At 71.9% G+C, this 25,278-nt stretch carries 21 protein-coding genes and 1 tRNA gene; 10 read left to right on the top strand and 12 right to left on the bottom strand.

Annotation, left to right across the window (positions count from 1 at the left end; all coding sequences use genetic code 11):
- Positions 1 to 70: 70 nt before the first annotated feature.
- On the top strand, positions 71 to 976 hold the full coding sequence (locus H516_RS0102895; RefSeq protein WP_022888224.1) for a proteasome assembly chaperone family protein: 906 nt from the start codon (positions 71 to 73) through the stop codon (positions 974 to 976).
- A 33-nt stretch (positions 977 to 1,009) separates the two neighbouring features.
- Here the strand turns inward: H516_RS0102895 and H516_RS0102890 are convergent, their stop codons facing one another.
- Together H516_RS0102890 and H516_RS0102885 are read right to left on the bottom strand one after the other, a co-directional pair.
- A complete protein-coding gene (locus H516_RS0102890) occupies positions 1,010 to 1,828 on the bottom strand; it encodes an undecaprenyl-diphosphate phosphatase (protein ID WP_022888223.1) in 819 nt (272 codons plus the stop codon).
- 64 nt (positions 1,829 to 1,892) lie between these two features.
- The gene (locus H516_RS0102885) at positions 1,893 to 3,239 is read right to left on the bottom strand and encodes a M20/M25/M40 family metallo-hydrolase (protein ID WP_051138660.1); all 1,347 of its coding nucleotides are present in this window, start codon (positions 3,237 to 3,239) and stop codon (positions 1,893 to 1,895) included.
- A gap of 193 nt (positions 3,240 to 3,432) precedes the next feature.
- On the opposite strand from H516_RS0102885, the gene H516_RS0102880 reads away from it, so the two are divergent.
- Positions 3,433 to 3,516, top strand: a tRNA-Leu gene (locus H516_RS0102880).
- A gap of 101 nt (positions 3,517 to 3,617) precedes the next feature.
- Here the strand turns inward: H516_RS0102880 and H516_RS0102875 are convergent.
- A complete protein-coding gene (locus H516_RS0102875) occupies positions 3,618 to 4,328 on the bottom strand; it encodes an SOS response-associated peptidase (protein WP_022888221.1) in 711 nt (236 codons plus the stop codon).
- Positions 4,329 to 4,337: 9 nt separating this feature from the next.
- Positions 4,338 to 4,724, bottom strand: a complete 387-nt coding sequence (locus tag H516_RS0102870) for a hypothetical protein (RefSeq protein ID WP_157432121.1) — start codon at positions 4,722 to 4,724, stop codon at positions 4,338 to 4,340.
- Between the two features lie 152 nt (positions 4,725 to 4,876).
- Between H516_RS0102870 and H516_RS17950 the strand changes: the two genes are divergently transcribed.
- From H516_RS17950 to H516_RS0102845, 5 genes are all read left to right on the top strand, one after another.
- Entirely contained in the window at positions 4,877 to 5,638 is a 762-nt protein-coding gene (locus H516_RS17950; protein ID WP_211217058.1) for a hypothetical protein, read from the top strand.
- On the top strand, positions 5,635 to 7,179 hold the full coding sequence (locus H516_RS0102860; RefSeq protein WP_022888218.1) for a DNA polymerase Y family protein: 1,545 nt from the start codon (positions 5,635 to 5,637) through the stop codon (positions 7,177 to 7,179). Before H516_RS17950 ends, H516_RS0102860 begins: the two co-directional genes overlap by 4 nt.
- Before the next feature lie 13 nt (positions 7,180 to 7,192).
- Positions 7,193 to 10,666 (top strand): error-prone DNA polymerase, encoded by a 3,474-nt coding sequence (locus H516_RS0102855; protein WP_022888217.1) that lies wholly within the window; start codon positions 7,193 to 7,195, stop codon positions 10,664 to 10,666.
- Positions 10,667 to 10,704: 38 nt separating this feature from the next.
- Entirely contained in the window at positions 10,705 to 11,925 is a 1,221-nt protein-coding gene (locus H516_RS0102850; RefSeq protein WP_022888216.1) for an MFS transporter, read from the top strand.
- Positions 11,926 to 12,027: 102 nt separating this feature from the next.
- Entirely contained in the window at positions 12,028 to 12,897 is an 870-nt protein-coding gene (locus H516_RS0102845; RefSeq protein WP_022888215.1) for a DUF3097 domain-containing protein, read from the top strand.
- 49 nt (positions 12,898 to 12,946) lie between these two features.
- Here H516_RS0102845 and H516_RS0102840 read toward each other — a convergent pair whose 3' ends face one another.
- From H516_RS0102840 to H516_RS0102820, 4 genes are all read right to left on the bottom strand, one after another.
- A complete protein-coding gene (locus H516_RS0102840) occupies positions 12,947 to 13,735 on the bottom strand; it encodes an SDR family oxidoreductase (protein WP_022888214.1) in 789 nt (262 codons plus the stop codon).
- Positions 13,736 to 13,773: 38 nt separating this feature from the next.
- Entirely contained in the window at positions 13,774 to 14,835 is a 1,062-nt protein-coding gene (locus H516_RS0102835) for a sensor histidine kinase (protein WP_022888213.1), read from the bottom strand.
- A gap of 57 nt (positions 14,836 to 14,892) precedes the next feature.
- Positions 14,893 to 15,987, bottom strand: coding sequence for a VIT1/CCC1 transporter family protein (locus H516_RS0102825; protein ID WP_022888211.1), 1,095 nt, complete (start codon positions 15,985 to 15,987; stop codon positions 14,893 to 14,895).
- A gap of 287 nt (positions 15,988 to 16,274) precedes the next feature.
- The gene (locus H516_RS0102820; RefSeq protein ID WP_022888210.1) at positions 16,275 to 16,751 is read right to left on the bottom strand and encodes an Lrp/AsnC family transcriptional regulator; all 477 of its coding nucleotides are present in this window, start codon (positions 16,749 to 16,751) and stop codon (positions 16,275 to 16,277) included.
- Between the two features lie 111 nt (positions 16,752 to 16,862).
- On the opposite strand from H516_RS0102820, the gene H516_RS17945 reads away from it, so the two are divergent.
- Positions 16,863 to 18,131 carry a trans-sulfuration enzyme family protein gene (locus H516_RS17945; protein ID WP_022888209.1) on the top strand — a complete coding sequence of 423 codons (1,269 nt, stop codon included), beginning with the start codon at positions 16,863 to 16,865 and terminating at the stop codon, positions 18,129 to 18,131.
- On the opposite strand, the gene H516_RS0102810 is transcribed toward H516_RS17945, so the two are convergent.
- Positions 18,083 to 19,468, bottom strand: coding sequence for an MFS transporter (locus H516_RS0102810; protein ID WP_022888208.1), 1,386 nt, complete (start codon positions 19,466 to 19,468; stop codon positions 18,083 to 18,085). The genes H516_RS17945 and H516_RS0102810 overlap by 49 nt on opposite strands.
- A 64-nt stretch (positions 19,469 to 19,532) precedes the next feature.
- A complete protein-coding gene (locus H516_RS0102805) occupies positions 19,533 to 21,359 on the bottom strand; it encodes a DEAD/DEAH box helicase (RefSeq protein WP_022888207.1) in 1,827 nt (608 codons plus the stop codon).
- A gap of 63 nt (positions 21,360 to 21,422) precedes the next feature.
- Here H516_RS0102805 and H516_RS0102800 point away from each other — a divergent pair, with 63 nt between their 5' ends.
- Positions 21,423 to 22,208 (top strand): SGNH/GDSL hydrolase family protein, encoded by a 786-nt coding sequence (locus tag H516_RS0102800; protein ID WP_022888206.1) that lies wholly within the window; start codon positions 21,423 to 21,425, stop codon positions 22,206 to 22,208.
- Here the strand turns inward: H516_RS0102800 and H516_RS17940 are convergent.
- Together H516_RS17940 and H516_RS0102790 are read right to left on the bottom strand one after the other, a co-directional pair.
- Positions 22,190 to 23,494, bottom strand: coding sequence for a D-alanyl-D-alanine carboxypeptidase family protein (locus tag H516_RS17940; RefSeq protein ID WP_022888205.1), 1,305 nt, complete (start codon positions 23,492 to 23,494; stop codon positions 22,190 to 22,192). The two genes, H516_RS0102800 and H516_RS17940, sit on opposite strands and share 19 nt — an antisense overlap.
- Positions 23,491 to 24,309, bottom strand: coding sequence for a TrmH family RNA methyltransferase (locus H516_RS0102790; RefSeq protein ID WP_022888204.1), 819 nt, complete (start codon positions 24,307 to 24,309; stop codon positions 23,491 to 23,493). Before H516_RS0102790 ends, H516_RS17940 begins: the two co-directional genes overlap by 4 nt.
- 156 nt (positions 24,310 to 24,465) lie before the next feature.
- Here H516_RS0102790 and H516_RS0102785 point away from each other — a divergent pair, with 156 nt between their 5' ends.
- Positions 24,466 to 25,248: a Sir2 family NAD-dependent protein deacetylase gene (locus tag H516_RS0102785; protein WP_084620302.1), complete on the top strand. Its 783-nt coding sequence runs from the start codon at positions 24,466 to 24,468 to the stop codon at positions 25,246 to 25,248.
- Positions 25,249 to 25,278: the final 30 nt, after the last annotated feature.

The raw sequence follows: 25,278 nt of genomic DNA, 5'->3' as shown, positions 1-25,278 counted from the left end.
CCAAGTCTACGGGCACGCCCTATTGTGGAGGGGAACCCGGGCGTCCGGGGCGGGAAGCGGGGCACCAGCAGTGAATCAGCCGGCCGGATTCGAAGGTCGAAGGCTGCTCGTCGTCGCCTTCGAAGGCTGGAACGACGCCGGTGAGGCGGCGACCGGGGCCGCGAAGCTGCTCAGTGAGCGACTCGGGCTCGTCGAGATCGCCGCGGTCGACCCCGAGATCTACTTCGACTACCAGTTCACACGCCCCACGATCGTGACGGGCGACGACGGCGCGCGTCGACTCGAATGGCCGGGCGCCGCGATCCAGGGGCCCAGCGGCCGGGTCGATCTCGACGACCCCGTGACCGGCCCCGGGGCATCCGAACTTCATGTGCTCATCGGTGCAGAACCCGCGCGGAGCTGGAAGGGCTTCGCCGCCGAGCTCGTCGACGCGGCCCTCGCCGCCGACATCGACGGAGTCGTGCTGCTCGGCGCGATGCTCGCCGATGCCCCGCACACCAGGCCCCTGACCGTCTTCGCCTCGAGCGAGAACCCCGAGGTGCGCGGCGCGCTCGGCGTCGAGCGTTCGACGTACGAGGGGCCCGTCGGCATCCTCAGCGTCATCGCCGACCAGGCTGAGCGGGTGGGCATCCCGACGGTGTCGCTCTGGGCGTCCGTTCCCCACTACGTCCACAATGCGCCGTCGCCGAAGGCCGTGCTCGCGCTCCTCGGGAAGCTCGAGGAGCTCACCGGGCTCTCCATCCCGCGCGGCAGCCTCGAGGTCGACGCGCAGGCGTGGGAGGCCGGCGTCGACGCGCTCGCCGCCGAAGACGAGGAGATGGCCGGCTACATCACGCAGCTCGAGCAGGCCCGCGACGCGGTCGACGCCCCTGAGGCGAGCGGCGAGGCGATCGCGCAGGAGTTCGAGCGCTACCTCCGTCGCCGTGGCGACGGCCCCGAAGGGCGCGCCGACGGGCGTGGCCCTGGCGCCCCCTGACGCGCGCCGACGCCTCCGCCGGGCGACCGCCGCTCAGGCCTGGATCGCGCCAGTGCCGAGCAGGACGAAGATGAAGCCGCCGAGCGCGATGCGGTAGATCACGAACGGCAGGAAGCTGCGCTTCGAGATGTAGCTCATGAAGAACGCGATCACGAGGATTCCGACGACGAAGGCGACGAGCGTCGCCGCCGCGGTCTCGACCGGGCCGTACACGGAGGGCTCGTCGAGGCTCTTCACGAGCTGGAAGAGCCCGCTGCCGAACACGGCCGGGATCGCGAGGAGGAACGCGTAGCGGGCGGCCGCGGCGCGTTCGTAGCCGAGCAGCAACCCCATGGTGATCGTGCCGCCCGAACGCGAGACGCCGGGGATGAGCGCGAGCGACTGCGCGAAGCCGAACAGCACGCCGTGCGGCACCGTGAGCTGGTCGAGCTTGCGACGCTTCGCGCCGACCCAGTCGGCGATGCCGAGGATGAGGCCGAAGACGATGAGCATCGTCGCCGTGATCCAGAGTGAGCGGAGCGTCGTCTCGATGGCGTCCTGGAAGAGGAGGCCGAGCACGACGATCGGGATGGAACCGACGATGATGAGCCAGCCCATGCGCGCGTCGGGGTCGTTGCGGGGCACGCGCCCGGTGAACGAGCCGAACCAGTGCGAGATGATGCGTACGATGTCGCGCCAGAAGAACACGACCACGGCGGTCTCGGTGCCGAGCTGCGTGATGGCGGTGAACGCGGCCCCCGGATCCTGTGCACCGGGCAGGAACTCCCCCAGGATGCGCAGGTGGGCGCTCGAGGAGATCGGGAGGAACTCGGTGAGGCCCTGGACGAATCCGAGGATGAGCGCTTCGATCACGTGGTGCTGTGCCTTCCGTCTCCGCGCGCGGCGGATCTCTGCTTCGGCCGGATGACGGGCCGGGTCAGTACTCGAGGAGCAGGTCGCGGAGGACCTGCCTCCCGAAGACTAGTGCGTCGAGCGGCACCCGCTCGTCAACGCCGTGGAACATCGCAGGGAAGTCCAAGCCTTCGGGCAGCCGCAGCGGCGCGAAGCCGTAACCGGCGATGTCGAGCCGGCTGAGCGCCTTGTTGTCGGTGCCGCCGGACATCAGGTAGGGGAACACCGGTGCTCCCGGATCGTGCGCCTCGAGCGAGCGCTTCACCGCATCGACGAGGCTGCCCGAGGTGGAGCTCTCGAGCCCCACGTCGCGGTGCACGATCTCGATCTCGATGTCGTCGCCCACGAGTGCCTGCACTTCGGCGAGCACCGCCTCCTCCTCGCCGGGAAGGGTGCGGATGTCGATGAGCGCCTCGGCCCGGTCGGGGATGACGTTGTGCTTGTAGCCCGCCTCGAGGAGCGTCGGGTTCGAGGTCGTGCGGAGCGTCGCCGTGATGAACCCCGAGGCGGAGCCGGTCGCGAGGGCGAGCTCATCGGGCGAGACCTGCTCGGGGTCGACGCCGAGCACGCCCGCGATCTCGCCGAGGAGCTCGCGCGTCGTGTCGGTGAGACGGATCGGCCAGTCGGTGCGACCGAGCACGGAGACGGCCTCGGCGAGGCGCGTGATCGCGTTGTCGCGGACGCGGCGCGATCCGTGCGCGGCGACGCCGCGGGCGACGAGCTTGATCCAGAGCAGCGACTTCTCCCCCGTCTGGAGCAGGTACGCTCGCCGCCCGCCGACGGTGATCGAGTAGCCGCCGACCTCGCTGATCGCCTCGGTCGCCCCCGCGAAGAGCTCGGGGTGGTGGTCGACGAGCCAGCTCGAACCGGCACCGCCGCCGGCCTCTTCGTCGGCGAAGAACGCGACCACGAGCTCGCGCTCGGGCAGTCGCCCCGAACCCAGGATGTCGCCGAGGGAGGCGAGCATCATCGCGTCCATGTCTTTCATGTCGACCGCGCCGCGGCCCCACAGCATGCCGTCGCGGACCTCACCCGCGAAGGGATCGACGCTCCAGTTGCGGGCGTCGGCGGGAACGACGTCGAGGTGGCCGTGCACGACGAGGGCGGGCTTCTCGGGGTTGCGCCCAGGCACCCGCGCGACCACGCTCGTGCGCCGAGGCTCGGGTTCGAACAGCTGCGGGGCGAGCCCGAGGGCGGCGAGCTTCGCCTCGACGTACTCGGCGGCCTCGCGCTCGCCGTTGGCCCGGCCGGAGCCGTAGTTCGAGGTGTCGAAACGGATCAGGTCGCGGGCGATCTCGGCCGTCTCGTCGAGCGCGGTCACCGCCGGCGTCGTCACGGGGTTCGTCGTTGAATTCTCGGATGCCTCGACCATGCGTTCCACGCTAGTGCCTGGCCCCGATCCGTGGCCCCAGACGTCGGAGAAGGTCGCTCGGAGCCGGCTTTTCGGCGTGCCATCCGGGGTTTCACCCGGGTGGGCGAGCACGGGGCGCCGTTTGGTCGGAACGGCCCCGGAAACCGTGCTAATCTCTTCTACGGCCGCTGAGAGATCAGCGGCAGACACACAAGCGCGGGTGGCGGAAATGGCAGACGCGCTAGCTTGAGGTGCTAGTGCCCTAACGGGCGTGGGGGTTCAAGTCCCCCCTCGCGCACGCTTGTGTCGAGAAGGCCGGATCAGATTCTGATCCGGCCTTCTTGCGTTGCGGCCTTCCTCTCGCGACCGGGTCGGAGCTGCTCCGGTGCCCGGAGCCGGTCAGAGCTGCTCGCTCGGCTCGACGGGCTCGATGAGCTCGGGGCCGTTCTCGCCGAGCGGGGCGACCTCGTGGAAGCGCAGCTCGGGCACCATCGGCCGCGACGCGGCGACAGCCTGGTCGACGAGCGACTGGTCACCGGTCGCCTCGGGGTCGAGCCAGGTCGACCAGAACTCGGGCGGCAGCATCACCGGGATGCGGTCGTGGATGTCGGCGAGCCCGCCCGTCGCGTCGGCGGTGAGGATCGTCGCGGTGAGCACCCAGCGGGCCGGGTCGTCGTCGGCCTTCGTGCGGTCGCGCCACCACGAGTAGAGCCCGGCGAAGGCGATGGGGCCCTCGTCGGAATGGATGAAGTACGGCGTCTTGCGCTTGTCGACGGTGTGCCACTCGTAGTACCCGTCGGCCGGGATGAGTGCCCGCTTGCCCTGAAGCGAGGCGCGAAACGCGGAGGCGGTCGCCACACCCTCGGACCGGGCGTTGAAGGTCGGGTACTTGAGCTTCAGTTCTTTGGAGAACGAGGGCACGAGCGACCAGCGCGCCGACTCGAGGCGCCGCACCACCGGCCCCTCTTTGTTCGACTCGATGACGACGGGGATCTGCTCGGTCGGCCGCACGTTCCAGCTCGGCTCGGGAAGCCCTTCGCCGACCGTGTCGACGTCGAAGAGCGCCACGAGGTCTGGGGTCGTATCGGAGATGACGAAGCGTCCGCACATGGCGTCAGGCTATCCCGCCCCGCCGACATCAGGACGGGGCGTCGGTGTCTTCGTCGCGATGACAGCTGGGAGAAGTCCGTACCCGATGAGCAGGGGTGTGGCGAGTGCCCAGGGTGACACACTGTCGGGCGACGCATGCGAGAGGCCGGCGGTCGCGATGAAGAACCAGATACCGCCGACCATGGCGGCGATTCCCGCGGAGATCGCAATCCAGCGGAAGGATCGCGAACCGACGATGCCAACGGTCGAGGCGGCCGAGGCGGCTGTGCAACCGGCGAGCACGAGCGTCGCGAAGACCCCTCTCGGCGCGAACTCCGTCGGGCCGTCCGGCCCCCATTTCGTCGGGATCTCGAGCGGAAGGTGATTCCACCACACGACGGCGCTCACCAGTATCACGACGGGGATCCACAGACGAGGAGCAGACTTCCCACAGGGCCGCTCCGGTGTCTCGTCACCGGTTCAGGCTAGTCGCTGCGGGGAATCCTCGCCGAGTGGACGCACGGTGCATCCGACTTGCCGTATTCGAACATTTGTTCGAAACTGAGATGGTGACACTGGCTGCTCCGCTCCGCTCCCCGACCGCTCGCCTCGAGCGCGTCGACGAGCTGCAGGCGCGCATCCAGGGCATGCAGTCCACCCGGCTCGAGACCCGCGCGGTGCCCACCCACCCGGCCTTCGCGGGGCTCCTGCCGGGCGGCAGCCTGCGCGAGGGCACCGTCGTCGAGGCGCAGGGCTCGACCACCCTTGTGATGGCCCTGCTCGCGGCGCCCTCGGCGAGCGGGCGCTGGGTCGCCGTCGTCGGCATGCCCGAGTTCGGCGTCGAGGCGGCCGCACGGTTCGGCATCGACCTCGACCGGCTCGTGCTCGTCCCCGAGCCCGGTCGGCAGTGGCTGGCGGTGGTGGCGGCCCTGGCCGACGTCATCCCCGTCGTCGCCGTCCGGCCGGCCCAGCGGGTCGCCCCGGCCGAGGCGTCACGGCTCGGAGCGCGCCTCCGCGAGCGCGGCACCACGCTCATCGCCGCCGGAGCCTGGCCGGGCGCCGACGCGAGCCTCGGCGTCGAGCTGAGCGAATGGCACGGCCTCGAACTGGGGCACGGGCTGCTCGACGAGCGCGAGGTCGTCGTGAGTGCGGCCGGCCGGGGCGGGTTCGCGAAGCGGCGACGCTCGAGGCTGCGCATGCCCGATCGTGCGCTCGGGTTCGCGGTGGCCGACGACGCGGCAGACGACCGCGGCGGGGCGGGCACGGGGCATCCCACCGCCGCACCGAGGCTCACCCCAGTGCTCCACGCCGACTTCGCGAGGCCGGCATGACCGCCGTCTCCCCCGCCCGCGCGATCGTGCTCTGGTGCCCCGACTGGCCCGTCTTCGCGGCCGCCCGCGAGGCCGGGCTCGACCCTGCGGCGCCGCTCGCGCTCACCGAGGGCGGCGCGGTGCACTCGTGCTCGGCGGCCGCCCGCCGCGACGGGGTCGTGCGAGGGTTGCGGCTGCGCGAGGCGCAGTACCGCTCCCCCGCGATCACGGTGCTGCCGTACGACCCGGTGCTCGACGTGCGCGCCTTCGAACCGGTGGTGCGGCAGGTCGAGCAGACCGTTCCCGCGGTGCAGATCGTGCGGCCCGGCACGCTCGCGATGCGGGCGCGCGGGCCGGCGAGGTACTACGGCGGTGAGGATGCCGCGGCGCAGGCGCTCCTCGAGACCGTCGAGCGGCTCGGGGTGGCCGGCGCCCGGGTGGGCATCGCCGACGGCCCATTCGCGGCCGAGCAGGCGGCACGGGCCGTGCGTTCCTCGCCCGTGGGCATCGTGGCGCCCGGTGGCTCCGCCGCGTTCCTCGCCCCGCTGCCCGTCGGTCTCGTCGTCGACGAGCGCACCCGCACGCTGCTCAACAGGCTCGGCGTGCGCACCCTCGGCGAGTTCGCGGCGCTGCCGCCGGGCGACGTGCGCCGGCGTTTCGGCGCGGCCGGGGCTTTCGGCCATGATCGGGCCGCCGGGCGCGAGGCGACCGGGGTCGCGGCGCGCACCCCGCCGCCCGAGTTCGAGATCACCGCCGAGTTCGAGCCGCCGCTCGACCGCATCGACCAGCTCGCCTTCGCCTTCCGGGTGCGCGCCGAGGAGTTCATCGACCGCATGCGGGCGGCACGGCTCGTGTGCACGGCGATCCGGGTCGAGCTCGACGACGAACGGGGCGGGCACTCCGCCCGCAGCTGGCTGCATCCGCGCTGGTTCACCCCGGCCGATGTGGTCGACCGGGTGCGCTGGCAGTTGCAGGGCGCAGGCACCGCCGACACCGGGCTCGTCTCGCCGATCACGAAGCTGCGCGTGATCCCCGAGCGGGTCGACGGCACCGCGAACCACGAGGCCGGGCTCTGGGGTCAGGGGCCCGACGAGCGCGTGCACCACGCACTGACCCGGGTGCAGAGCATGCTCGGGCACGAGGGGGTCGTGACGGCGGCGGTCGGAGGCGGTCGTATGCTCGCCGACCGTCAGGTGCTCGTGCCGTGGGGCGATCGCCCGCCCGAGCATCGTGAGGCGCCGTGGCCCGGCAGCCTGCCCGCACTCGCACCGGCGAGCGTGTTCCGCGAGCGGCATCCGGTCGCCCTGCTCGACTCTGCCGGCGACCCTGTCGCGATCGACGAGCGCGGGGCGATCTCGTCACGGCCCGAGCGCTTCGCGGTGGCCGGCGGCGCCCCCGCGCAGGTGCGGGCGTGGGCGGGGCCGTGGCCCGTGGTCGAACGCTGGTGGGACGCCGAGCGCGCCCGCCGCGTGCACCGCTTCCAGCTCGTCGACCACGACGGCTGCGCGTGGCTGCTCGTACGCGACGACGAGGGCTGGTGGGCCGAGGCGAGGTACGACTGATGGGTGGGCCCTGATGGGGTGGAACAACCCCGAGATCCCCTGGTCGGAGCTCGAGCGCACGCTCTCCGACCGGCGTCGCCCGAACCCGGGCACGTCGAAACTCATCGCCGACGGCGGCGACGGGCCGGCATTCAGCCGCAAGCGCCAGCCGTACCGCCCGAGCGAGGGCCTCGCCGCCCCCGACGGCCCGGTGGTGCCCTACGCCGAGCTGCATGCGCACTCGAACTACAGCTTCCTCGACGGGGCCTCGGCGCCCGAACAGCTCGTCGAGGAGGCGCATCGGCTCGGCCTCGCCGGGCTCGCGATCACCGATCACGACGGCTTCTACGGCATCGTCCGCTTCGCGGAGGCCGCCGAGAGCTTTCCCGAGCTCACCACCGTCTTCGGCGCCGAACTCTCACTCGGGCTCAGCGCACCGCAGATGGGCTCCGCCGACCCCGAGGGCGAGCACCTGCTCGTGCTCGCCCGCCGCGAGGAGGGCTATCACCGGCTCGCCGCAGCGATCACCGCAGGGCAGCTCGCGGGGGGCGAGAAGGGCCGTCCGGTCTACGAGCTCGAGGCGCTCGCCGAGCGCGCGGGCGGCGAATGGGTCATCCCCACCGGGTGCCGCAAGGGCGCGGTGCGCCGCGCCCTCGCCGACGGCGGCGCCGACGCCGCGTGGCGCGAGCTCGACCGCCTGATCGCGCTCTTCGGGCGCGAGCAGGTGGTGGTCGAGCTCTTCGATCATGGCGCCCCGGCCGACCAGCGCGCGAACGACGTGCTCGCGGGGCTCGCCGAACGTGCTGGGCTCCCGCTCCTCGCGACGAACGCCGTGCACTACGCGACCCCGCCAGAGCACCGGCTCGCGAACGCCCTCGCCGCGGTGCGCGCCCGGCGCAGCCTCGACGAGCTCGATGGGTGGCTGCCGGCCTCCGACGGCATGCACCTGCGCAGCGGCGCCGAGATGCAGGCCCGCTTCGCCCGCTACCCGGGTGCAGTCCCGCACTCGGTCGTGCTCGCGGGCGAACTCGGCTTCACGCTGCGCAGCGCCCGCCCGCGCCTGCCCAGGCAAGAGGTGCCCGAGGGGCACACCTCGATGAGCTGGCTGCGCGAGCTCGTCCGGCAGGGGGCCGCCGAGCTGTACCCGGGGGTGCCCGAGCATGTGCGCGCGCGGCTCGAGCACGAGCTCGCGGTGATCGAGCAGAAGGACTTCCCCGGCTACTTCCTGATCGTGCACGACCTCGTGAGCGAAGCCCGGCGGCGAGGCATCCTCTGCCAGGGGCGCGGCTCGGCGGCGAACTCGGCCGTCTGCTACGCCCTGCGCATCACCGCCGTCGACTCGATCAAGTTCGATCTGCCCTTCGAGCGCTTCCTCTCGGCGCTGCGCGACGAGGAACCCGACATCGACGTCGACTTCGACTCCGACCGCAGGGAGGAGATCATCCAGTACGTCTACGCGAAGTACGGCAGGCAGAACGCCGCGCAGGTGGCGAACGTGATCAGCTACCGGCCGAAGGTCGCGGTGCGCGACATGGCGAAGGCGCTCGGCTACGGCGCCGGGCAGCAAGACGCGTGGTCGCGGCAGGTCGAACGCTGGGGCGCCGTCGTCGAGACCGACGACCACGACATCCCCGCGCCGGTGATCGGGCTCGCCGAGCAGGTGCTCGGCTTCCCGCGCCACCTCGGCATCCACTCGGGCGGCATGGTGCTCACCGATCGCCCGGTGGGCGAGGTCTGCCCCATCGAGCACGCCCGCATGCCGAACCGCACCGTCCTCCAATGGGACAAGGACGACTGCGCCTGGATGGGGCTCGTGAAGTTCGACCTGCTCGGACTCGGCATGCTCGCCGCACTGCAGTACACCTTCGATCTCGTGCGCGAGCACACCGGCGAGGTGTGGGAACTGCAGTCGATTCCCAAAGAAGAGGCCGCCGTGTACGACATGCTCTGCCGGGCCGATTCGATCGGCGTCTTCCAGGTCGAGAGCCGTGCGCAGATGGGCACCCTCCCCCGGTTGAAGCCGCGCCGGTACTACGACCTCGTCGTCGAGATCGCGCTCATCAGGCCAGGCCCGGTGCAGGGCGGGGCGGTTCACCCGTACATCAGGCGGCGCACCGGCGAAGAGGCCGTCAGCTACCTGCATCCGAACCTGAAGCCGGTTCTCGAACGCACCCTCGGTGTGCCGCTCTTCCAGGAGCAGCTCATGCAGATGGCGGTCGCGGTCGGCGGCTGCACTGCCGCCGACGCCGACCTGCTGCGCCGGGCGATGGGCTCCAAGCGCGGGGTCGAGAAGATCTCGAAGCTGCGCGCGAAGCTCTTCGAGGGCATGGCGGCCAACGGCATCTCCGACGACGACGCCCAGGCGATCTACGCGAAGATCGAGGCCTTCGCGAACTTCGGCTTCGCCGAGAGCCATGCCCTCGCTTTCGCGCTGCTCGTCTACACGAGTTCGTGGCTGAAGCTGCATTACCCCGCCGCGTTCCTCGCGGCGCTGCTGCGCGCACAGCCGATGGGCTTCTACTCGCCGCAGACCCTCACCGCCGATGCGCGGCGACACGGGGTGCGAGTGCTGCGACCCGACGTGCTGCGCTCGGGTGCGCACGCGGGGCTCGAGGTGCTCGACCCGTCGAGCGGCGGCTCGGCGGCCGGCGCAGACGGCGGTGCGGATGCCACGTGGTCGCCCCGCGATCGTCGCCGCCCGCCGAGCGGGCTCCACACGTGCACCGACGCAGAGCAGCCGCCGATCGGCGACTTCGACCGCACGGCCCCCGACCGCTCCGCCGAGCATCGGCGCGACGCCGCCTTCGCCGTGCGGCTCGGCCTCGCCGAGGTGCAGGCGATCGGCGAGCAGGTCGCGCAGCGCATCGTCGACGAGCGCGAGGCGCACGGCCCCTACCGCGACATGGCGGACGTCTCGCGGCGGGCCGGGCTCGACACCGAGCAATTGGAGGCGCTCGCCGCGGCCGGCGCCTTCGACGGCTTCGGACTCGCCCGCCGTGAGGCGCTGTGGCTGGCCGGCGAGGCGGCGCAGGATCGCGCCGAGTTCCTGCCGGGCTCGGTCGTCGTGGTGCAACCGCCGCTCCTGCCGATGCTCTCGCCCGCCGAACAGGTCGTCTACGACCTCTGGTCGACCGGCATCTCCCCCGACGACCACCCGATCCGGCACATCCGCGAGCGGCTCGACGAGCGCGGGGCGATCCGCATCGACCGCCTGCGCGACGTCGAATCGGGCCGGCGGGTCGAGGTCGGCGGGGTCGTGACGCACCGGCAGCGACCGGCGACGGCCTCCGGCATCACCTTCCTGAACCTCGAAGACGAATCGGGCACCCTCAACGTGATCGCCGGGGTGGGCGTCTGGAACCGGTACCGGCGCATCGCCCGCGAGGCCCCCGCGATGGTCGTGCGCGGCATCCTCGAGCGTTCGAAGGAGGGGGTGACGAACCTCATCGTCGACCGTTTCGAGTCGCTCACCGTCGCCGCGCCCTCGCGGTCGCGCGACTTCCGATGACCATGGCTCGCAAGGCCGGCCCGGAATACCCTGAAGACGTGGAGGACAACGATCCACGAGCGTCAGGGAGGGGGCGGCGGGCGAGCACCCGCCGATCGTCCACCACACGCCTGTTCACGCGCGCCTTCATCGCCCTCGGCATCGCAGAACTCTGCTACTTCACCGCGACCGGCGTCGCCATCTTCGCGCTGCCGTTGTATGTGACCGGCCCGATCGGCGGCGACGAGGCATGGGCAGGGTTCGCGTTCGGGGTGTTCGCCCTGTCGGCGCTCGTGCTCCGTCCGCTCGCCGGCCGACTCGCCGACGCGATCGGGCGGCTCCCCCTGCTCCTCGGCGGGGCGATGATCGCCGCCGTGAGTCTGGCGCTGCTCGGTGTCGCCGACGATCTCGCCACCGTCATCGCGCTGCGGCTCCTGGCGGGCGTCGCGGAAGCGGCGTTCTTCGTCGCGGGGTTCGCCGCGCTCGCCGACCTCGCACCCGAGGAACGTCTCGGCGAGGCGCTGTCGTACAACTCGCTCGGACTGTATCTCGGCATCGCGCTGGGGCCACCGCTCGGCGAAGCCCTCGTCGCGAACGGGGGGTATCCGCTCGCCTGGACGGGTGCCGCCGCCCTCGCCGGGCTCTCGGCCGCGCTCGCGCTCCTCGTCGGAGAAACGCGGGAGAAGGCCCCGCCGGCCGACGCCGAGCGCCACCTCATCCACCGGCCCGCGCTGCCGATCGCACTCGGGTTCCTCGCCTCGCTCGTGGCGATGGGCGGATTCCTCGCCTTCGCCTCACTGCACTCCACCCGCGTGGGGCTCGAGAATGCGAGCCTCGCACTGTTCGTCTACGGCGCCGTCGTGGTCGCCTGCCGCATCGCCTTCGCCAAGGTGCCCGACCGACTGCCGTCGCTGGCGCTCGGCGCTGCCGCACTGACGACGATCGGCATCGGCCTCGTGTTCGTCGCGACCTGGCCGTCGCCAGCGGGGCTCCTGATCGGTGCGGGAGTCACGGCCGTCGGCGTGGCGTTCAGCACGCCGGCGTTCTTCGCCGCGATCTTCGCGACGGCTTCGCCGGCCGAGCGCGGCGTGGCATCCGGCACGGCGAGTGCGGCGATCGATCTCGGACTGGGGATCGGACCGATCGTCCTCGGCATCGTCGCCGACGTCGCCGGCATTCCGTGGGCTTTCGGCGTGGGGGCCGCGATCGCGGGCGCCGGTGCGCTCTGGACGCTCACCCTTCGGCGGCGCCAGACGGCAGCGGCCCGCGCGACGGAATGACCGCGGCCGGCGCGCGCGGGCGTGCGGGCGTGATCGCGGCATGTCGCCGTGTCGGCGCCGCACCGCGCACACATCGGCCCGCCGCTCCGATAGCCTCGATCGGTGCCCGCAACGCCTCCGTACGACCACGACCCGACCGACCGCTACGGCGGTGATGTGCTCTCGGGCGACTGGCGGGCGCGCGGCCGCACGGTGATCCCCACGGTCGAAGCCGAACGCGATCTCGTCGTCGAACTCGCCGAGTCGGGGTTCTGCGGTGCCGTGGTCGGCGTCGCGAAAGGCACGGTGACCCTCGAGGACCGCTTCGGCAGGCACCGGATGTTCCCGCTCGGTCACGGATTCCTCGTCGACGGCCGCGCAGTGCAGCTCGTCGCGCCGAAGCCGAAGGCGCCGAGCGGGCGACTGCGCACGGCATCGGGTTCGTTCGTCGCCGAGGCTTCGCCGGCGAAGGTCGCGCTGCCGAGCCGCATCTTCGTCGAGGGGCGCCACGACGCCGAGCTCGTCGAGAAGATCTGGGGCGCCGACCTCCGCGTCGAGGGCGTCGTCGTCGAGTACCTCGAAGGCGTCGATGTGCTGCCCGAGACACTCGCCGAGTTCCGTCCCGGCGCGGGCCGGAGGGTCGGCGTGCTCGTCGACCACCTCGTGCCGGGTTCGAAGGAGCAGCGAATCGCCGACGCCGTCTCGCGCGGCCCGCACGGCGCGCACGTGCTCGTGGTGGGGCATCCGTACATCGATGTGTGGCAGGCCGTGAAACCCGCCCGCATCGGCAAGGCCGAATGGCCGACGATCCCGCGCGGTACCGAGTGGAAGCACGGCATCTGCGAGGCCTTCGGCTGGCCGCACGACGACCAGGCCGACATCGCCCGCGCCTGGCAGCGCATCCTCGGACAGGTCCGCGGCTACGGCGACCTCGAGCCGGCCCTGCTCGGGCGGGTCGAGGAGCTCATCGACTTCGTGACGACGCCGGCCTGAGCCGTCGCGCGCAACGAGCCGTCACGCGCGGAGCCGACCCGGAGCCGGCTCAGATCGAGAAGCCGCCATCGCTGTGGATGAGCTGACCGGTCACCCAGCGTGCCTCGTCGGACACGAGGAAGCGCACCAGCCTCGCCGCGTCGTCAGGGGCGCCGAGCCGGCCCGTGGGCTGCTGCGCGGTGAGGGCGGTGCGGGTGGCCGCGTCCATCCAGCCGGTGTCGACCGGACCGGGGTTCACGAGGTTCGCGGTGATGCCGAGCGGGGCGAGCTCGCGCGATGCGGCGATCACGATGCGATCGAGGGCCCCCTTCGAGGCGCCGTAGGGCACGTTGCCGACGACGTGGTCGCTCGTGAGTGCGACGATGCGCCCGCCGGGCACGGCCTCGTCGTCGACGGCGAAACCGTCGTCGGAGCCCGACGGCAGTTGCGCGGCGAAGGCCTGCACCAGGAGCAGCGCGGCGCGCGCGTTCACGGCGAAATGACGATCGAAGCTCTCGATCGAGGTGTCGAGGATGCCGGAGTCGACGCTCTGCGCGTGCGAGAGCACGAGGGCTCGGACGGGGCCGAGCTCGGAAGCGGCGGCGATGAGACGCGCCGGCGCCTCGGGATCGGCGAGATCGGCGTCGAGCGCGATCGCGCGCGCACCGAGCGAGCGCAGTTCGGCTCCGAGCGCCGCGGGGTCGCGATCGGGGTCGCCACCGAGCGGCATCCGTCGGTCGTAGTCGCCGAGGTGGCTGAATGCGATGTCCCAGCCGTCGACGGCGAGGGCGGTCGCGATCGCCCAGGCGATCGTGTTGCGACGGCCTGCGCCGGTGATCAGGGCGACGGGGCGGGTCATGGTGCTCCTGGAGGTGTGAGGACTCGGTGGGAGCCGAGTCAGGGTGCGGCGGGCAGCGTCACGACGACGCGCAAGCCTCCACCGTCGCGACCCGCGAGGTCGAGGAAGCCGCCGTGCGCCCGAACGATGCTCTTCACGATAGCGAGCCCGAGACCGACGCCGCTCCGATCTGTCGTGATGCGTCCTCCGCCGCGGCGGAACGGTTCGGTGAGCGTCGAGACGAGCGCGGGGTCGAGCCGCTCGCCGGTGTTCTCGACGACGAGCACGGCCGCACCCGGTCGTGCGCCCGTCGTGATCCGCACGATCCCGCCATCGGGCGCGTTGTGCACGATCGCGTTGTGCACGAGGTTCGTCGTCAGCTGCAGCAGGAGCGTCGGCGAGCCGAGGGCGATGGCGACCTCGCCGGAGGCGTCGAGCGCGATGCCCCGCTGCTCGGCGAGCGGCAGCAGCGTCTCCGCCGCCTGCTCGGCGAACAGCGAGAGGTCGACGGCTTCGCGGGCGAACGACTGCTGGTCAGCCCGGCTGAGCAGCAGCAGCGCCTCGGTCAGGTCGATTGCCCGCGCGTTGACCATCTGGAGGCCTTCGATGAGGGCCGCGGTGTCGCGTCGCGGGTCGTCGCGGGCGACCTCCAGGAGCGTCTGGGAGATCGCGAGCGGCGTGCGCAGTTCGTGCGAGGCGTTCGCCGCGAACCGGCGCTGCTCGTCGAGGTGGGCCTCGAGCTGCGCGAGCATCGCATCGAAGCTGTCGGCGAGCTCCCGGAACTCGTCACGACGACCCTCCAGCTCGATACGGTGCGAGAGCGAGCCGGTGGCCGCCCTGCGCGTGGCCGTCGTGATGCCCTGCAGGGGCGCCAGCATCCGGCCGGCGAGGAACCAGCCCCCGGCCAGCCCGAACACGAGAAGGAAGAGCAGCGCCCAGGCGACCGCCGGAACGAAGGCGCGGATGAGGTCGTCGCGCCCCGGCTCGAAGCCGCCGACCGTCGACATCGCCTCGGCGGGCACGTATCGCAGGAGGAACAGCCAGACGACCGAGAGCAGCAGCGCCGCGCTCGAAGCGCTGCAATATGCGCTCGCCGTCGGCAGCACCGACTCGACAGACATGATCGCGAACGCGATCGGCGGCCTGACGGGTTACGGGCTGCTCGTGCTCGCCCTCGGTCAGGCGAGGCTCGTGCCGAACGCGAGTCCGAGCAGGTAGGTGACGGCCGCGGCGCCGAGGCCGATCGCGAGCTGGCGGAACGCTCGCTTGAGCGGCGATGCGCCCGAGAGGAGACCCACGGTCGCACCGGTCAGGAGGAGCGCGATGCTCACGAGCACCGTCGCCGTGATGATCGCGGCGAGCCCGGTCATGCCGAAGAGGTAGGGCAGCACCGGGATGAGCGCGCCCGAGGCGAAGAAGAGGAAGCTCGAGATCGCCGCGGACATGCCCGTGCCGACCGCCTCATCGTCGTGCTCGGTCACCGCGAGCGCGTCGGTCGGCGCGTGCACCTGCTCGGCCGCCTGCACGCGTGCGACGACGAGCGCGGCGTGCTCGACGGCCTCCTGCGCCTCCATGCCGCGCGCCCGGTAGACGAGGGCGAGCTCGTTGGCGTCGACATCGAGATGCGGCAGCGCCTCGCGGGCGGTCGGATCGGGGGCGGAGGCCTCCAGCAGCTCCCGCTGCGAGCGCACCGAGACGTACTCGCCCGCGCCCATCGAGAGCGCGCCGGCGAGGAGGCCGGCGATCCCGGTGAAGAGCACGACGCCGGGGGCGACGCCGGTTGCGCCGATGCCGAGCACGAGCGCGAGGTTCGAGACGAGGCCGTCGTTCGCACCGAACACGGCCGCACGGAAGGTTCCTGCGAGGCTGCGGCGTCCGCGGGCGGCGAGCCCGCGGACCACCTCGCCGTGGATGCGCTCGTCGGCCGCCATCGCCGGGGTCGCGTGCGGGTCGCTCGCGTAGGGCGACCGTGCCTCGGCTCGCTGGGCGAGGGCGAGCACGAAGATCGAGCCGAATCGCCGGGCGAGGGAAGCCAGCATGCGGGTACGGAGGTCGGCGCGGGGTACGCCGCCGTCGTCGCCGTCGAGCAGGCGCAGCCAGTGCGCCTCGTGCCGGCCCTCGGCCGCGGCGAGGGCGAGCAGGATGTCACGCTCCTCGCCCTCGCGGCGGGCGGCGAGTTCGCGGTAGACGGCGGCCTCTGCGCGCTCGGCGGCGAGGTAGCGGCGCCAGCGATCACGGTCGGCGGGGGTGCCCTGGGGCTGCTCGTCGGTCATGTGCTCTCTCTTCCCGCGTCGCGGGCGCACTGTCGGATGGGGCCGCCGGGTACCCGCGCCAGTGCGCGGCCGCGGTCACGGCCGACGTTCACGCTATCGGGCGCCGCCGCACCGGACGGCTGTTTCGCCCGGATTGACAGCATTTCGGAGCGCCGAACCGCTCGCATGGGCGGATGCCTCGCCGCCACGATCTCGGAGATCGCCACCGGTTCGGTGCGGTCGGCCCCAAGGATCCGAGATCGTGGTGATCGCCGAGGCCGTGGCGGCAGCGGAGCAGCCCAGCAGGCTCAGCCGACGAGCTTGTTCCAGCCGTCGCCGTCGACGTGCTCGAAGATGAGGTTCGTCTCGGTGTGGGCGACCGCGGGGTGCCCGGTGAGGTGCGAGAGCACGAACTCGCGCAGCTCTTCGGCGTCTCTCGCGGCGACGTGCAGCAGGTAGTCTTCGGCGCCGGCCATGTGGAACACGCCGAGCACGCCCGGCAGGTGCGGCACCTGCGCGCGGAACGCGTCGATCTCGCTGCGATCGTGCTTCACGAGCCGCACGGCGATGAGCGCCTGGAGCGAAACCCCGAGGGAGGCGAGGTCGACCTCGACCCGGTAGCCGCGCACGGTGCCGAGCGACTGCAGGCGACGGAGTCGAAGCGAGACCGTCGACTCGGCGACGCCCACCTCGGCTGCGAGCGCCGCGCCCGAGGCCCTGGCGTTCGTCGAGAGCGCCTGGAGGAGTGCCCGGTCGACGCGGTCGAGTTCTGGTTTCTGCGCCATGCGTGGACTCCAAGCGGATCGGTTCTGCAGATTCTGCGAGACATCCAGACTATCGCAATGATCGTGCAGGCTGAGTTGAGAGATTCGACAGAATCTGCTTCAGTGCGAGCCATGCAGACATCGTCGTCGCACCTCGAGACCCGCGCCGTCCACGGCGGAATGAGCGGAGTCCGGGAGAGCGGATCCCACGTTCCCGTCATCGATTTCTCGACCACGAATCCACTCGGCTCGGTCGAGGCCGGTGGGCTCTCCTACGAGGAGCTCGCCACCGGTCACGACCTCGGCGAGGATCGTTCGGCGGTATACCAGCGCCTCTGGCAGCCGGGCGTCGCACGCTTCGAGGAGTCGCTCGCCGGCCTCGAGGGCACCGACGGCGCCGTCGCCTTCGGCAGCGGCATGGCCGCGCTCACCGCGGTGCTCATCGCCACGGCCTCGGCGGGCAAACCGCACATCGTCGCGGTGCGCCCGCTCTACGGCGGTACCGACCACGTGCTCGAGAGCGGTCTGCTCGGTACCGAGGTGACCTGGGCGACGATCGACGAGGTCGGCTCGGCGATCCGCCGCGACACCGGGCTCGTCGTCGTCGAGACGCCGGCGAACCCGACGCTGGAACTGGTCGACCTGCGCCGGCTCGCCGACGCCGCGGGCGAGGTGCCCCTGCTCGTCGACAACACCTTCGCCACCCCGGTGCTGCAGCGCCCCGCCGAGCACGGTGCGACGCTCGTGCTGCACAGTGCGACGAAGTACCTCGGCGGCCACGGCGACGTCATGGGCGGCGTCGTTGCGGCCGACCGTGACTGGGTCGAGCGTCTCCGCCGGGTGCGGGCGCTCACCGGCGGGCTCCTCCATCCGATGGCCGCCTACCTCCTCCACCGCGGGCTCCGCACGCTGCCGCTGCGGGTGCGCGCGCAGCAGGAGACGGCTCGTGAGCTCGCCGAGCGCCTTGCGGGCCACCCGGCAATCGCCCGGGTGCACTACCCGGGGCTGCCCGGACAGGATCCGCAGGGCCTCGTCGGCACGCAGCTCGAGGGGCCGGGATCGATCATCGCGCTCGAATTCGCCCACGGGTTCGACGCGGCGGTGCGGTTCACCGAGTCGTGCGAACTCGTCACTCACGCCGTTTCACTCGGCGGCGTCGACTCGCTCGTGCAGCATCCTGCGTCGCTCACGCACCGCCCCGTCGCCGGTGCGGCGAAGCCGGGCGACGCGGTGGTGCGCCTCTCGATCGGGCTCGAGCACGTCGACGACCTCGCGGCCGATCTCCTCGCAGCGCTCGACGCGGCGGCGTCGGCCTCGGGCGCGGAGGACGACGCCGACCGCACCGACGCCGGTCAGTCCGCCGGCGACGCCGACGAGGGCTCCTCGACCCGCGCCGCCTGAGGCGGGTTGCGGATCCCGAGCCAGGAGACGACTCCCCCGACCACGAGGAGGGCCGCCGTCGCGATCGCGGCCCGGTGGTAGCCGTCGACGTCGAGCGTCGATCCGACGATGACGCCGATCGAGGCGATCGCCACGAGTCCGGCGATGCGTGCGACGGCGTTGTTGACGGCCGAGCCGATGCCCGCCCTGGCGGGATCGACGGCCCCGAGGATGGCCGCGGTGAGCGGGGCGACGGTGATCGCCATACCGATGCCGGAGACGACGATGCCGGGAAGAAGCTCGGTCCAGAAGCCGACCTCCTCGGTCACGGCGAGCGTGAGCAGGTACCCGACGGCGACGATGATCGGCCCCGCGGTCATGAAGATCCTCGGGCCGAACCTCGTCGAGAGCCCGCCGAACCACGAGCCGAGGAGCACGAGCATGATCGTCGGCGGCAGGGTCGCGAGACCCGCGGCGGTGGCGCTGAACCCGCCGAACTCCTGCAGGAAGATCGTGATCGCGAAGGGTCCGAGCGAGAATGCCGCGTAGATGAAGAGCGTGGCGAGGTTGCCTGCGGCGAAGTTGCGGGCCCTGAAGAGGCTGAGCGGCAGCATCGGCTGCGGTGTGCGGCGCTCCCACCAGATGAAGAGCCCGAGCGCGATCACCCCGCCGATGAGCGGCACGAGCACGAGCGGCGAACCCCAGCCGAGACGCTCGCCCTCGATGAGCGCGAACACCGTGCCGCCGAGGCCGGCGACGCAGAGCGCGGCGCCGATCCAGTCGATGGAGGCGTGCTCGGCGGCGGGCTCGTCGCGCGCGATGCCCCGCAGCATCACGAGCGCGACGACGATCGGGATCAGGTTGATCCAGAACACGAGCCGCCACGACACGAGGTCGACGAGCAGCCCGCCGAAGAGCGGCCCGATGAGGAACGCGACCGTCGTCCACGCCGTCCAGCGGCCGATCGCCTTGCCCTGTTCGGCGAGCGGGAACGTCGCGACGATGAGCGCGAGCGAACTCGGGACGAGCAGGGCGCCCGCGGCGCCCTGGAACGCACGGGCGACCACGAAGAACACGCCGTCGGGGGCCATCGCGCAGGCGATCGAGGTGACGCCGAAGCCGTAGAGCCCGATGCGGATCATGCGTGCCCGCCCGAACGAGTCGGAAAGCGATCCCGCGAGCAGGATGAACGCGCCGAGCGTCAGCAGGTACGCGTCGACCGCCCACTGCTGCAGCGCGAGACCGCCGCCGAGCTCGTCTGCGAGCGACGGCAGCGCCACGTTGATGACGGCTCCGTCGAGGAACGCGATGAACGAGACGATGATCGCGATGACGAGCACCCGGGTGCGGCGAGCCATGGGCGCCATGGTATCGCCCGGCAGCGGATGCCCCGTGCCTCCCGTTCACGGGAGCACTCGACCTTCATCGGCCCGAGAGCCGCCGCCGCACGAGCTCGATGCGCGACTGCAGCTGCGTCACCGTCGCCTGCGCCACTTCGGGCCCGCCGCACGCCCGCCGCAGCTCGGCGTGCACGAGCGAGTGCGACTGCCCGCTCTGCCGGGCGTACAGCCCGACGATGCTGTTGAGCAGCGAGCGCTGCTCCTTCAGGGTTCGGAAGAGCGCGACCGGCTCGCTCGATGTGTCGCCGCCGCCCCCAGCGCCCTCGTCTTGGACCGACGCGGCGTGCTTGCGCCGCTCCCCCGCGCGTCGCGCCTGTCTCGCCTGCCGATGCCGCAGGAGCTCTGACACCTGCTCGGGCTCGAGCAGACCGGGGATGCCGATGAAGTCGAACTCCTCGTCGCTGCCGGGTTCGGCGAGCGTGCCGAACTCGGTGCCGTCGAAGACGACCCGGTCGAAGGAGGCGTCGGAGCCGATCGCCTCCCAGGTGCCGAACTCCATCTCCTCGGAGGCGCGCTCCTCGCGGTTCGCCGACTCGAGCAGGCCGTCGTCGAGCCCGTCGTCGTCGGAATCGCCGCCCCGTCGGTCGAGGGCGTGATCGCGCTCGCGTTCGAGCTGGGCTGCGAGTGCCATGAGCACCGGCACGTTCGGCAGGAACACCGAGGCCGTCTCACCGCGACGGCGGGCCCGCACGAAGCGGCCGATCGCCTGGGCGAAGAACAGCGGCGTCGAGGAGCTCGTGGCGTAGACCCCGACCGCGAGACGCGGCACGTCGACACCCTCCGAGACCATGCGCACCGCGACCATCCACCGCCGGGCGTTGCCCGAGAACTCCTCGATGCGCCCGGAGGCCTCTTTGTCGTCGGAGAGCACCACGGTCACGGGCTCGCCGCTGATCTTCTCCAGGATGTCGGCGTAGGCGCGAGCGACCGTCTGGTCGGTGGCCAGCACGAGCCCGCCGGCGTCGGGGATCGACTGCCGGACCTCGGTGAGCCGGCGGTCGGCCGCCCGAAGCACCGCGGGGATCCACTCGCCGCTCGGCTCGAGCGCCGTGCGCCACGCCGAGGAGGTGATGTCCTTCGTGTTGTCCTCGCCGAGCTTCGCCTCCATCTCGTCGCCGGCTTTGGTGCGCCAGCGCATGTGACCGGCGTAGACCATGAACATGACCGGCCGCACGACGCCGTCGGCGAGGGCGCGCCCGTAGCCGTAGTCGTAGTCGGTCTTCGAGAGGCGCACGCCCTGCGCATCGGGCTCGTAGCGGACGAACGGGATGGGCGCCGTATCGGAACGGAACGGCGTACCGGTGAGCGAGAGTCGCTTCGTCGCGGGCTCGAACGCCTCGCGGATCGCGTCGCCCCACGAGAGGGCGTCGCCGCCGTGGTGCACCTCGTCGAGGATGACGAGCGAGCGCCCCGAGAGGGTCAGCTCGCGATGCAGCGCGGGGCGCATCGCGACCTGCGCGTAGGTGACGGCGACGCCGTGGTAGTGCTTCGGCGAGCGGCCGTGCGCATTGCGGAACCCGGGGTCAAGCCGGATGCCGACGCGCGCCGCGGCATCGGCCCACTGCCGCTTCAGATGATCGGTCGGTGCGACGACCGTGATGCGGTCGATGATGCGCCGCCCGCGGAGTTCGGCGGCGAGGCGGAGCGCGAAGGTCGTCTTGCCGGCGCCGGGCGTCGCCGCGGCGAGGAAGTCGCGCGGGAGTTCGTCGAGATACTGCTCGAGGGCCTCGGCCTGCCACGCCCGCAGCTTCGACGCGGTACCCCAGGCGGCCCGCTCGGGGAAGGAGGGTGAGAGGTGTTCGGCCGCCGAGGTGCCCGGATGGGCCCCGGATGGTGTCGCTGTACTCACTGGATTCGAGGGTAGCGGAGGCCTGCGACATCCTCGAACCGACACGTTGTGCAGAATGGAGTGATGGTCACCCAGCAGCACCCCTGGTCGCGTTACGTCGCCGTCGGCGACTCGTTCACCGAGGGCATCGGCGACGCCGAGCCCTCCGTACCCGGCGGGCACCGCGGTTGGGCCGACCGCGTCGCCGAGGTGCTCGCGCAGGGCACTGAGGACTTCGCCTACGCGAACCTCGCGGTGCGCGGCAAGCTCATCCAGCAGATCATCGACGAACAGCTCGAACCGGCGCTCGCGCTGCGGCCCGACCTGATCACGATCTCGGCGGGCGGCAACGACGTCATCCGCCCGCGCACCGACCCCGACGAGATCGCTGCGCGCTTCGAGTACACGATCGAGCGCCTCTCGCGCGACCACGCGACCATCGTGCTCTTCACGGGCGTCGACGTCGGCTTCTCCCCCGTGTTCCGCGGTATCCGCGGCAAGGTCGCCATCTACAACGAGAACCTCCGCACGATCGCGGCGAAGTACGACTGCATCGTCGCCGACCAGTGGGCGCTCACCGAGATCCAGGACCAGCGCATGTGGGCGCCCGACCGCCTGCACCTGAACTCGCTCGGCCACCACACGGTCGCGCGCATGGTGCTCGCGGCGCTCAACGTCGACAACGAGCTCGAGCCGCTGAAGCCCGAGCCGCTGCCGTCGACGACTTGGCGCCAAGCACGGGTCGAAGACCTCGCGTGGGCGCGCGAGTACCTCGTCCCGTGGGTGGTGCGCCGCATCCGGCACCAGTCGTCGGGTGACCTGATCTCGCCGAAGCGACCCGACGCGGCGCCCTACTCGCTGCCCGACTGAGCGGTCGCGGGCGCGAGCCCCGAGGGGTTCGCGAGCCGCCACCAGGTGCCCGGGTCGTCGATCTCGGCGTCGAGCACGAGCGGCACGGTGATCTCCTGCGCGCCCGCACGGACGACCGCGGTGCCGACCTCCTCGCCCTCGTTCGCGAGCGTGAGCGGCTCCGCGTGCACCTCGACCTCGACGGGGGTGTCGCTCCACACCACGACGGATGCCCCGTCGGAGGTGCGTGCGCGCGCGGTGTCACCCCAGGGCGTGGCATAGCTCGCGAGCTCCTGCCCGGCCTCGAGCGGTGTGACCTGGTGGAACCCAGGTGCGACGCTGTCGAGCAGCTTCGCGATCGCCTCGCGGAGCATCGCGTGGTTCTCGCCGCCGAGGAGCACCCCGACGACGGTCACGGTCGTGTCGCCGACCGCGTAGTCGGCCGAGAACAGCAGGTTGGCGGCGTCGTCGGTCGTGCCCGTCTTGATGCCGTCGACGCCGTGGGTGCCGAGCAGCTTGTTCGAGTTCTCGAGGGTGCCGAGTTCGGGGATGTCGACCTTCTGCGTCGCGACGATCTCGGCGAGCACGGGCTCGGCGAGGGCGAGCTCGCCCAGCTTCACCAGGTCGGCGGGCGTCGACACGTTCTCGAGCGACAGTCCGCTCGCATCGGCGATACGCGTGTCGACGAGCCCGTGGGCGTCGAGCCAGGTGCGCGCGGCGTCGACGAACGCCTGCTCGGAGCCGAACGCCCAGTTCGAGAGCGAGATGGCGTAGTTGTTGCCCGACGGCAGCAGCAGCGCCTCGAGGCTCTCGCGCAGGCTCAGCGTCGCGCCCGCCTCGACGGGCGCGACCGAGCCGTTCTGGGCGATCATGTCCCAGTAGATGTCGACGTCGGCGTCGGTGTACTCGATGTCGGGGCCGTGCTCGCCGGCCGCGATCGGGTGCTGCTCGAGGAGCACGAGCGAAGTGATGATCTTCGTGATGCTCGCCGAGGCCATCGGCTGACCGGCGTTGCCCGCGGCGAGGAGCCCGTCGAAGCCGATCGCGCCCACGGCGTAGCCGCCGAAGCCCGGCAATGCGAGCGATTGCGGCTCGGCGACGACGGGGGCGGGCTGCTCGACCTCGGGCGCGGCGACCGGCACGGGGGCGCCGAGGGCGTTCGCCGTGTAGACCCCGCCGCCGATGAGCAGAGCGACCACGACGGCGAGGGTGCCGAACACGACGATGCGGCGGCGCCGGTAGACGCGCCGCCGCTCGTCGGGGTCGGTGGGGCGTGCGGGGTCCGCAGGCGCGAGCGTGTCGGTCACGGGGTCTGTTCCTCCGGAAGGGCGAGTGCGTAGAGCACGACGGCCGCGGCGGCGGCGACGTTCAGCGAGTCGACGCCGTGGCGCATCGGGATCGTCACCACGGTGTCGGCGGCCGCGAGCGCGCTGCGGCTGAGCCCGTCACCCTCGGCGCCGAACACGAGCGCGAGGCGTTCGGGCGCATCGGCGGCGAGCCGGCGCAGCGGCACCGCGTCGTCGGCGAGTGCGAGGGCGGCGGTCGTGAACCCGGCGCCGTGCAGGAGCATGGCCGCCTCGCCCCACTCGGGCAGCCGCGTCCACGGCACCTGGAAGACGGTGCCCATGCTGACGCGCACGCTGCGGCGGTAGAGCGGGTCGGCGCAGCGCGGCGTCACGAGCACCGCGTCGGCGCCGAGCGCCGCCACCGAACGGAAGATCGCTCCGACGTTCGTATGGTCGACGATGTCCTCCAGCACGACCACGCGGCGGGCGCCCGCGAGCAGTTCGGCGGGGTCGGGCATCGCGGGCCGCTCGAACGCCGCGAGGGCGCCGCGGTGCACGCGGTACCCGGTGATCTCCTCGAGCTGGCCGGGATCGGCGAGGTGCACGGGGATGTCGAACGGCGCGAGCACGGGCTCGAGGCCGGCGAGCCATTTCTCCTCCATCAACACCGAGCGGGGGCGGTGCCCGGCAGCGACCGCCCGCCCGATGACCTTCGCGGATTCGGCGATGTAGAGCCCCTGTTCGGGCTCCTGCGCGCTTCGCAGGGTCACGTCGGTGAGCCGTGCGTAGTCGGCGACGGAATCGGATGCCGCGTCGTGGACTCGTTCGATGTGCATTGATCTCCTCCCCTCAAGAGTGCCAGCCCCGGAAACAATCCGGAAAACGACGGTGTTTACAATCAGGTCAACCCTCGTCTGAATGGAGCTTCCGTGGAGATCGGAATCGACACGACGCCCGACACCGGGCGACTGGTGCGCGAGGCGATCGACCTCATGCGCGGGGCGCGGATCGCGGTGCTCACGGGCGCGGGGGTCAGCACCGACTCCGGAATCCCGGACTACCGGGGCGAGGGGGCGCCGGCGCGCACGCCCATGACCGTGCAGCGATTCCTCGCGTCCGAGGACGCGCGCAAGCGGTACTGGGCCGGAAGTCACCTCGGGTGGCGCCACTTCGGTGCGGCGCGGCCGAACGCCGGCCACGTCGCACTCGCCTCGCTCGAGGCGTCGGGGGCGGTCGCCGGCGTCGTCACCCAGAACGTCGACGGTCTGCACCGCCGCGCCGGCAGCCGCCACGTCGTCGAACTGCACGGCGGCATGGACCGCGTCGTCTGCCTCGACTGCGGCCAGCACTACGCGAGGCAGGCCATCGCCGAGGAGCTCACCCTCCTGAACCCCGGCATGGACCTCGAGCAGTCGATCCGCCAGGCGCCCGACGGCGACGTCGTCGTCGACGAGGTCGAATCGATGGTGATCCCCGCCTGCTCGATCTGCCGAGGCATCCTGAAGCCCGACGTCGTCTTCTTCGGCGAGTTCGTGCCGGTGCCGACGTTCCAGGCGGCCGCCTCCCTCGTGGCGGGTGCCGAGGTGTTCCTCGTCGCCGGCTCCTCGCTCGTCGTGAACTCGGGCGTTCGCCTCATCGAGCAGGCGCGGCGTCGCAAGCTGCCGATCGTGGTCGTGAACCGCGGGGTCACCAAGGGCGACTCCCGCGCCGCCGTCAAGATCGACGCCGGTGCGAGCGAGACGCTCACCGCCTTCGCCGAGGCGCTCGGTTCGTGAACGCGGCCCGAGACGTGCGAGAGTCGTCGA

The organism is Agromyces italicus DSM 16388 (assembly GCF_000421545.1).
Taxonomy (GTDB): Bacteria; Actinomycetota; Actinomycetes; order Actinomycetales; family Microbacteriaceae; genus Agromyces; species Agromyces italicus.
Note: the sequence above shows the minus strand (reverse complement) of the source record. Positions and strands in the feature narration are given on the sequence as shown.

Excerpts from the sequence above, each read along its gene's own strand:
- H516_RS0102785 (WP_084620302.1), top strand. The coding sequence starts at position 24,466 with ATGCGCGGGGCGCGGATCGCGGTGCTCACGGGCGCGGGGGTCAGCACC.
- H516_RS0102840 (WP_022888214.1), bottom strand. The coding sequence starts at position 13,735 with ATGACCCGCCCCGTCGCCCTGATCACCGGCGCAGGCCGTCGCAACACG.
- H516_RS0102860 (WP_022888218.1), top strand. The coding sequence starts at position 5,635 with ATGACCGCCGTCTCCCCCGCCCGCGCGATCGTGCTCTGGTGCCCCGAC.
- H516_RS0102790 (WP_022888204.1), bottom strand. The coding sequence starts at position 24,309 with ATGCACATCGAACGAGTCCACGACGCGGCATCCGATTCCGTCGCCGAC.
- H516_RS0102855 (WP_022888217.1), top strand. The coding sequence starts at position 7,193 with ATGGGGTGGAACAACCCCGAGATCCCCTGGTCGGAGCTCGAGCGCACG.
- H516_RS0102875 (WP_022888221.1), bottom strand. The coding sequence starts at position 4,328 with ATGTGCGGACGCTTCGTCATCTCCGATACGACCCCAGACCTCGTGGCG.
- H516_RS0102825 (WP_022888211.1), bottom strand. The coding sequence starts at position 15,987 with ATGACCGACGAGCAGCCCCAGGGCACCCCCGCCGACCGTGATCGCTGG.
- H516_RS17945 (WP_022888209.1), top strand. The coding sequence starts at position 16,863 with ATGCAGACATCGTCGTCGCACCTCGAGACCCGCGCCGTCCACGGCGGA.
- H516_RS0102800 (WP_022888206.1), top strand. The coding sequence starts at position 21,423 with ATGGTCACCCAGCAGCACCCCTGGTCGCGTTACGTCGCCGTCGGCGAC.
- H516_RS0102885 (WP_051138660.1), bottom strand. The coding sequence starts at position 3,239 with ATGGTCGAGGCATCCGAGAATTCAACGACGAACCCCGTGACGACGCCG.
- H516_RS0102810 (WP_022888208.1), bottom strand. The coding sequence starts at position 19,468 with ATGGCTCGCCGCACCCGGGTGCTCGTCATCGCGATCATCGTCTCGTTC.
- H516_RS0102820 (WP_022888210.1), bottom strand. The coding sequence starts at position 16,751 with ATGGCGCAGAAACCAGAACTCGACCGCGTCGACCGGGCACTCCTCCAG.
- H516_RS0102835 (WP_022888213.1), bottom strand. The coding sequence starts at position 14,835 with ATGTCTGTCGAGTCGGTGCTGCCGACGGCGAGCGCATATTGCAGCGCT.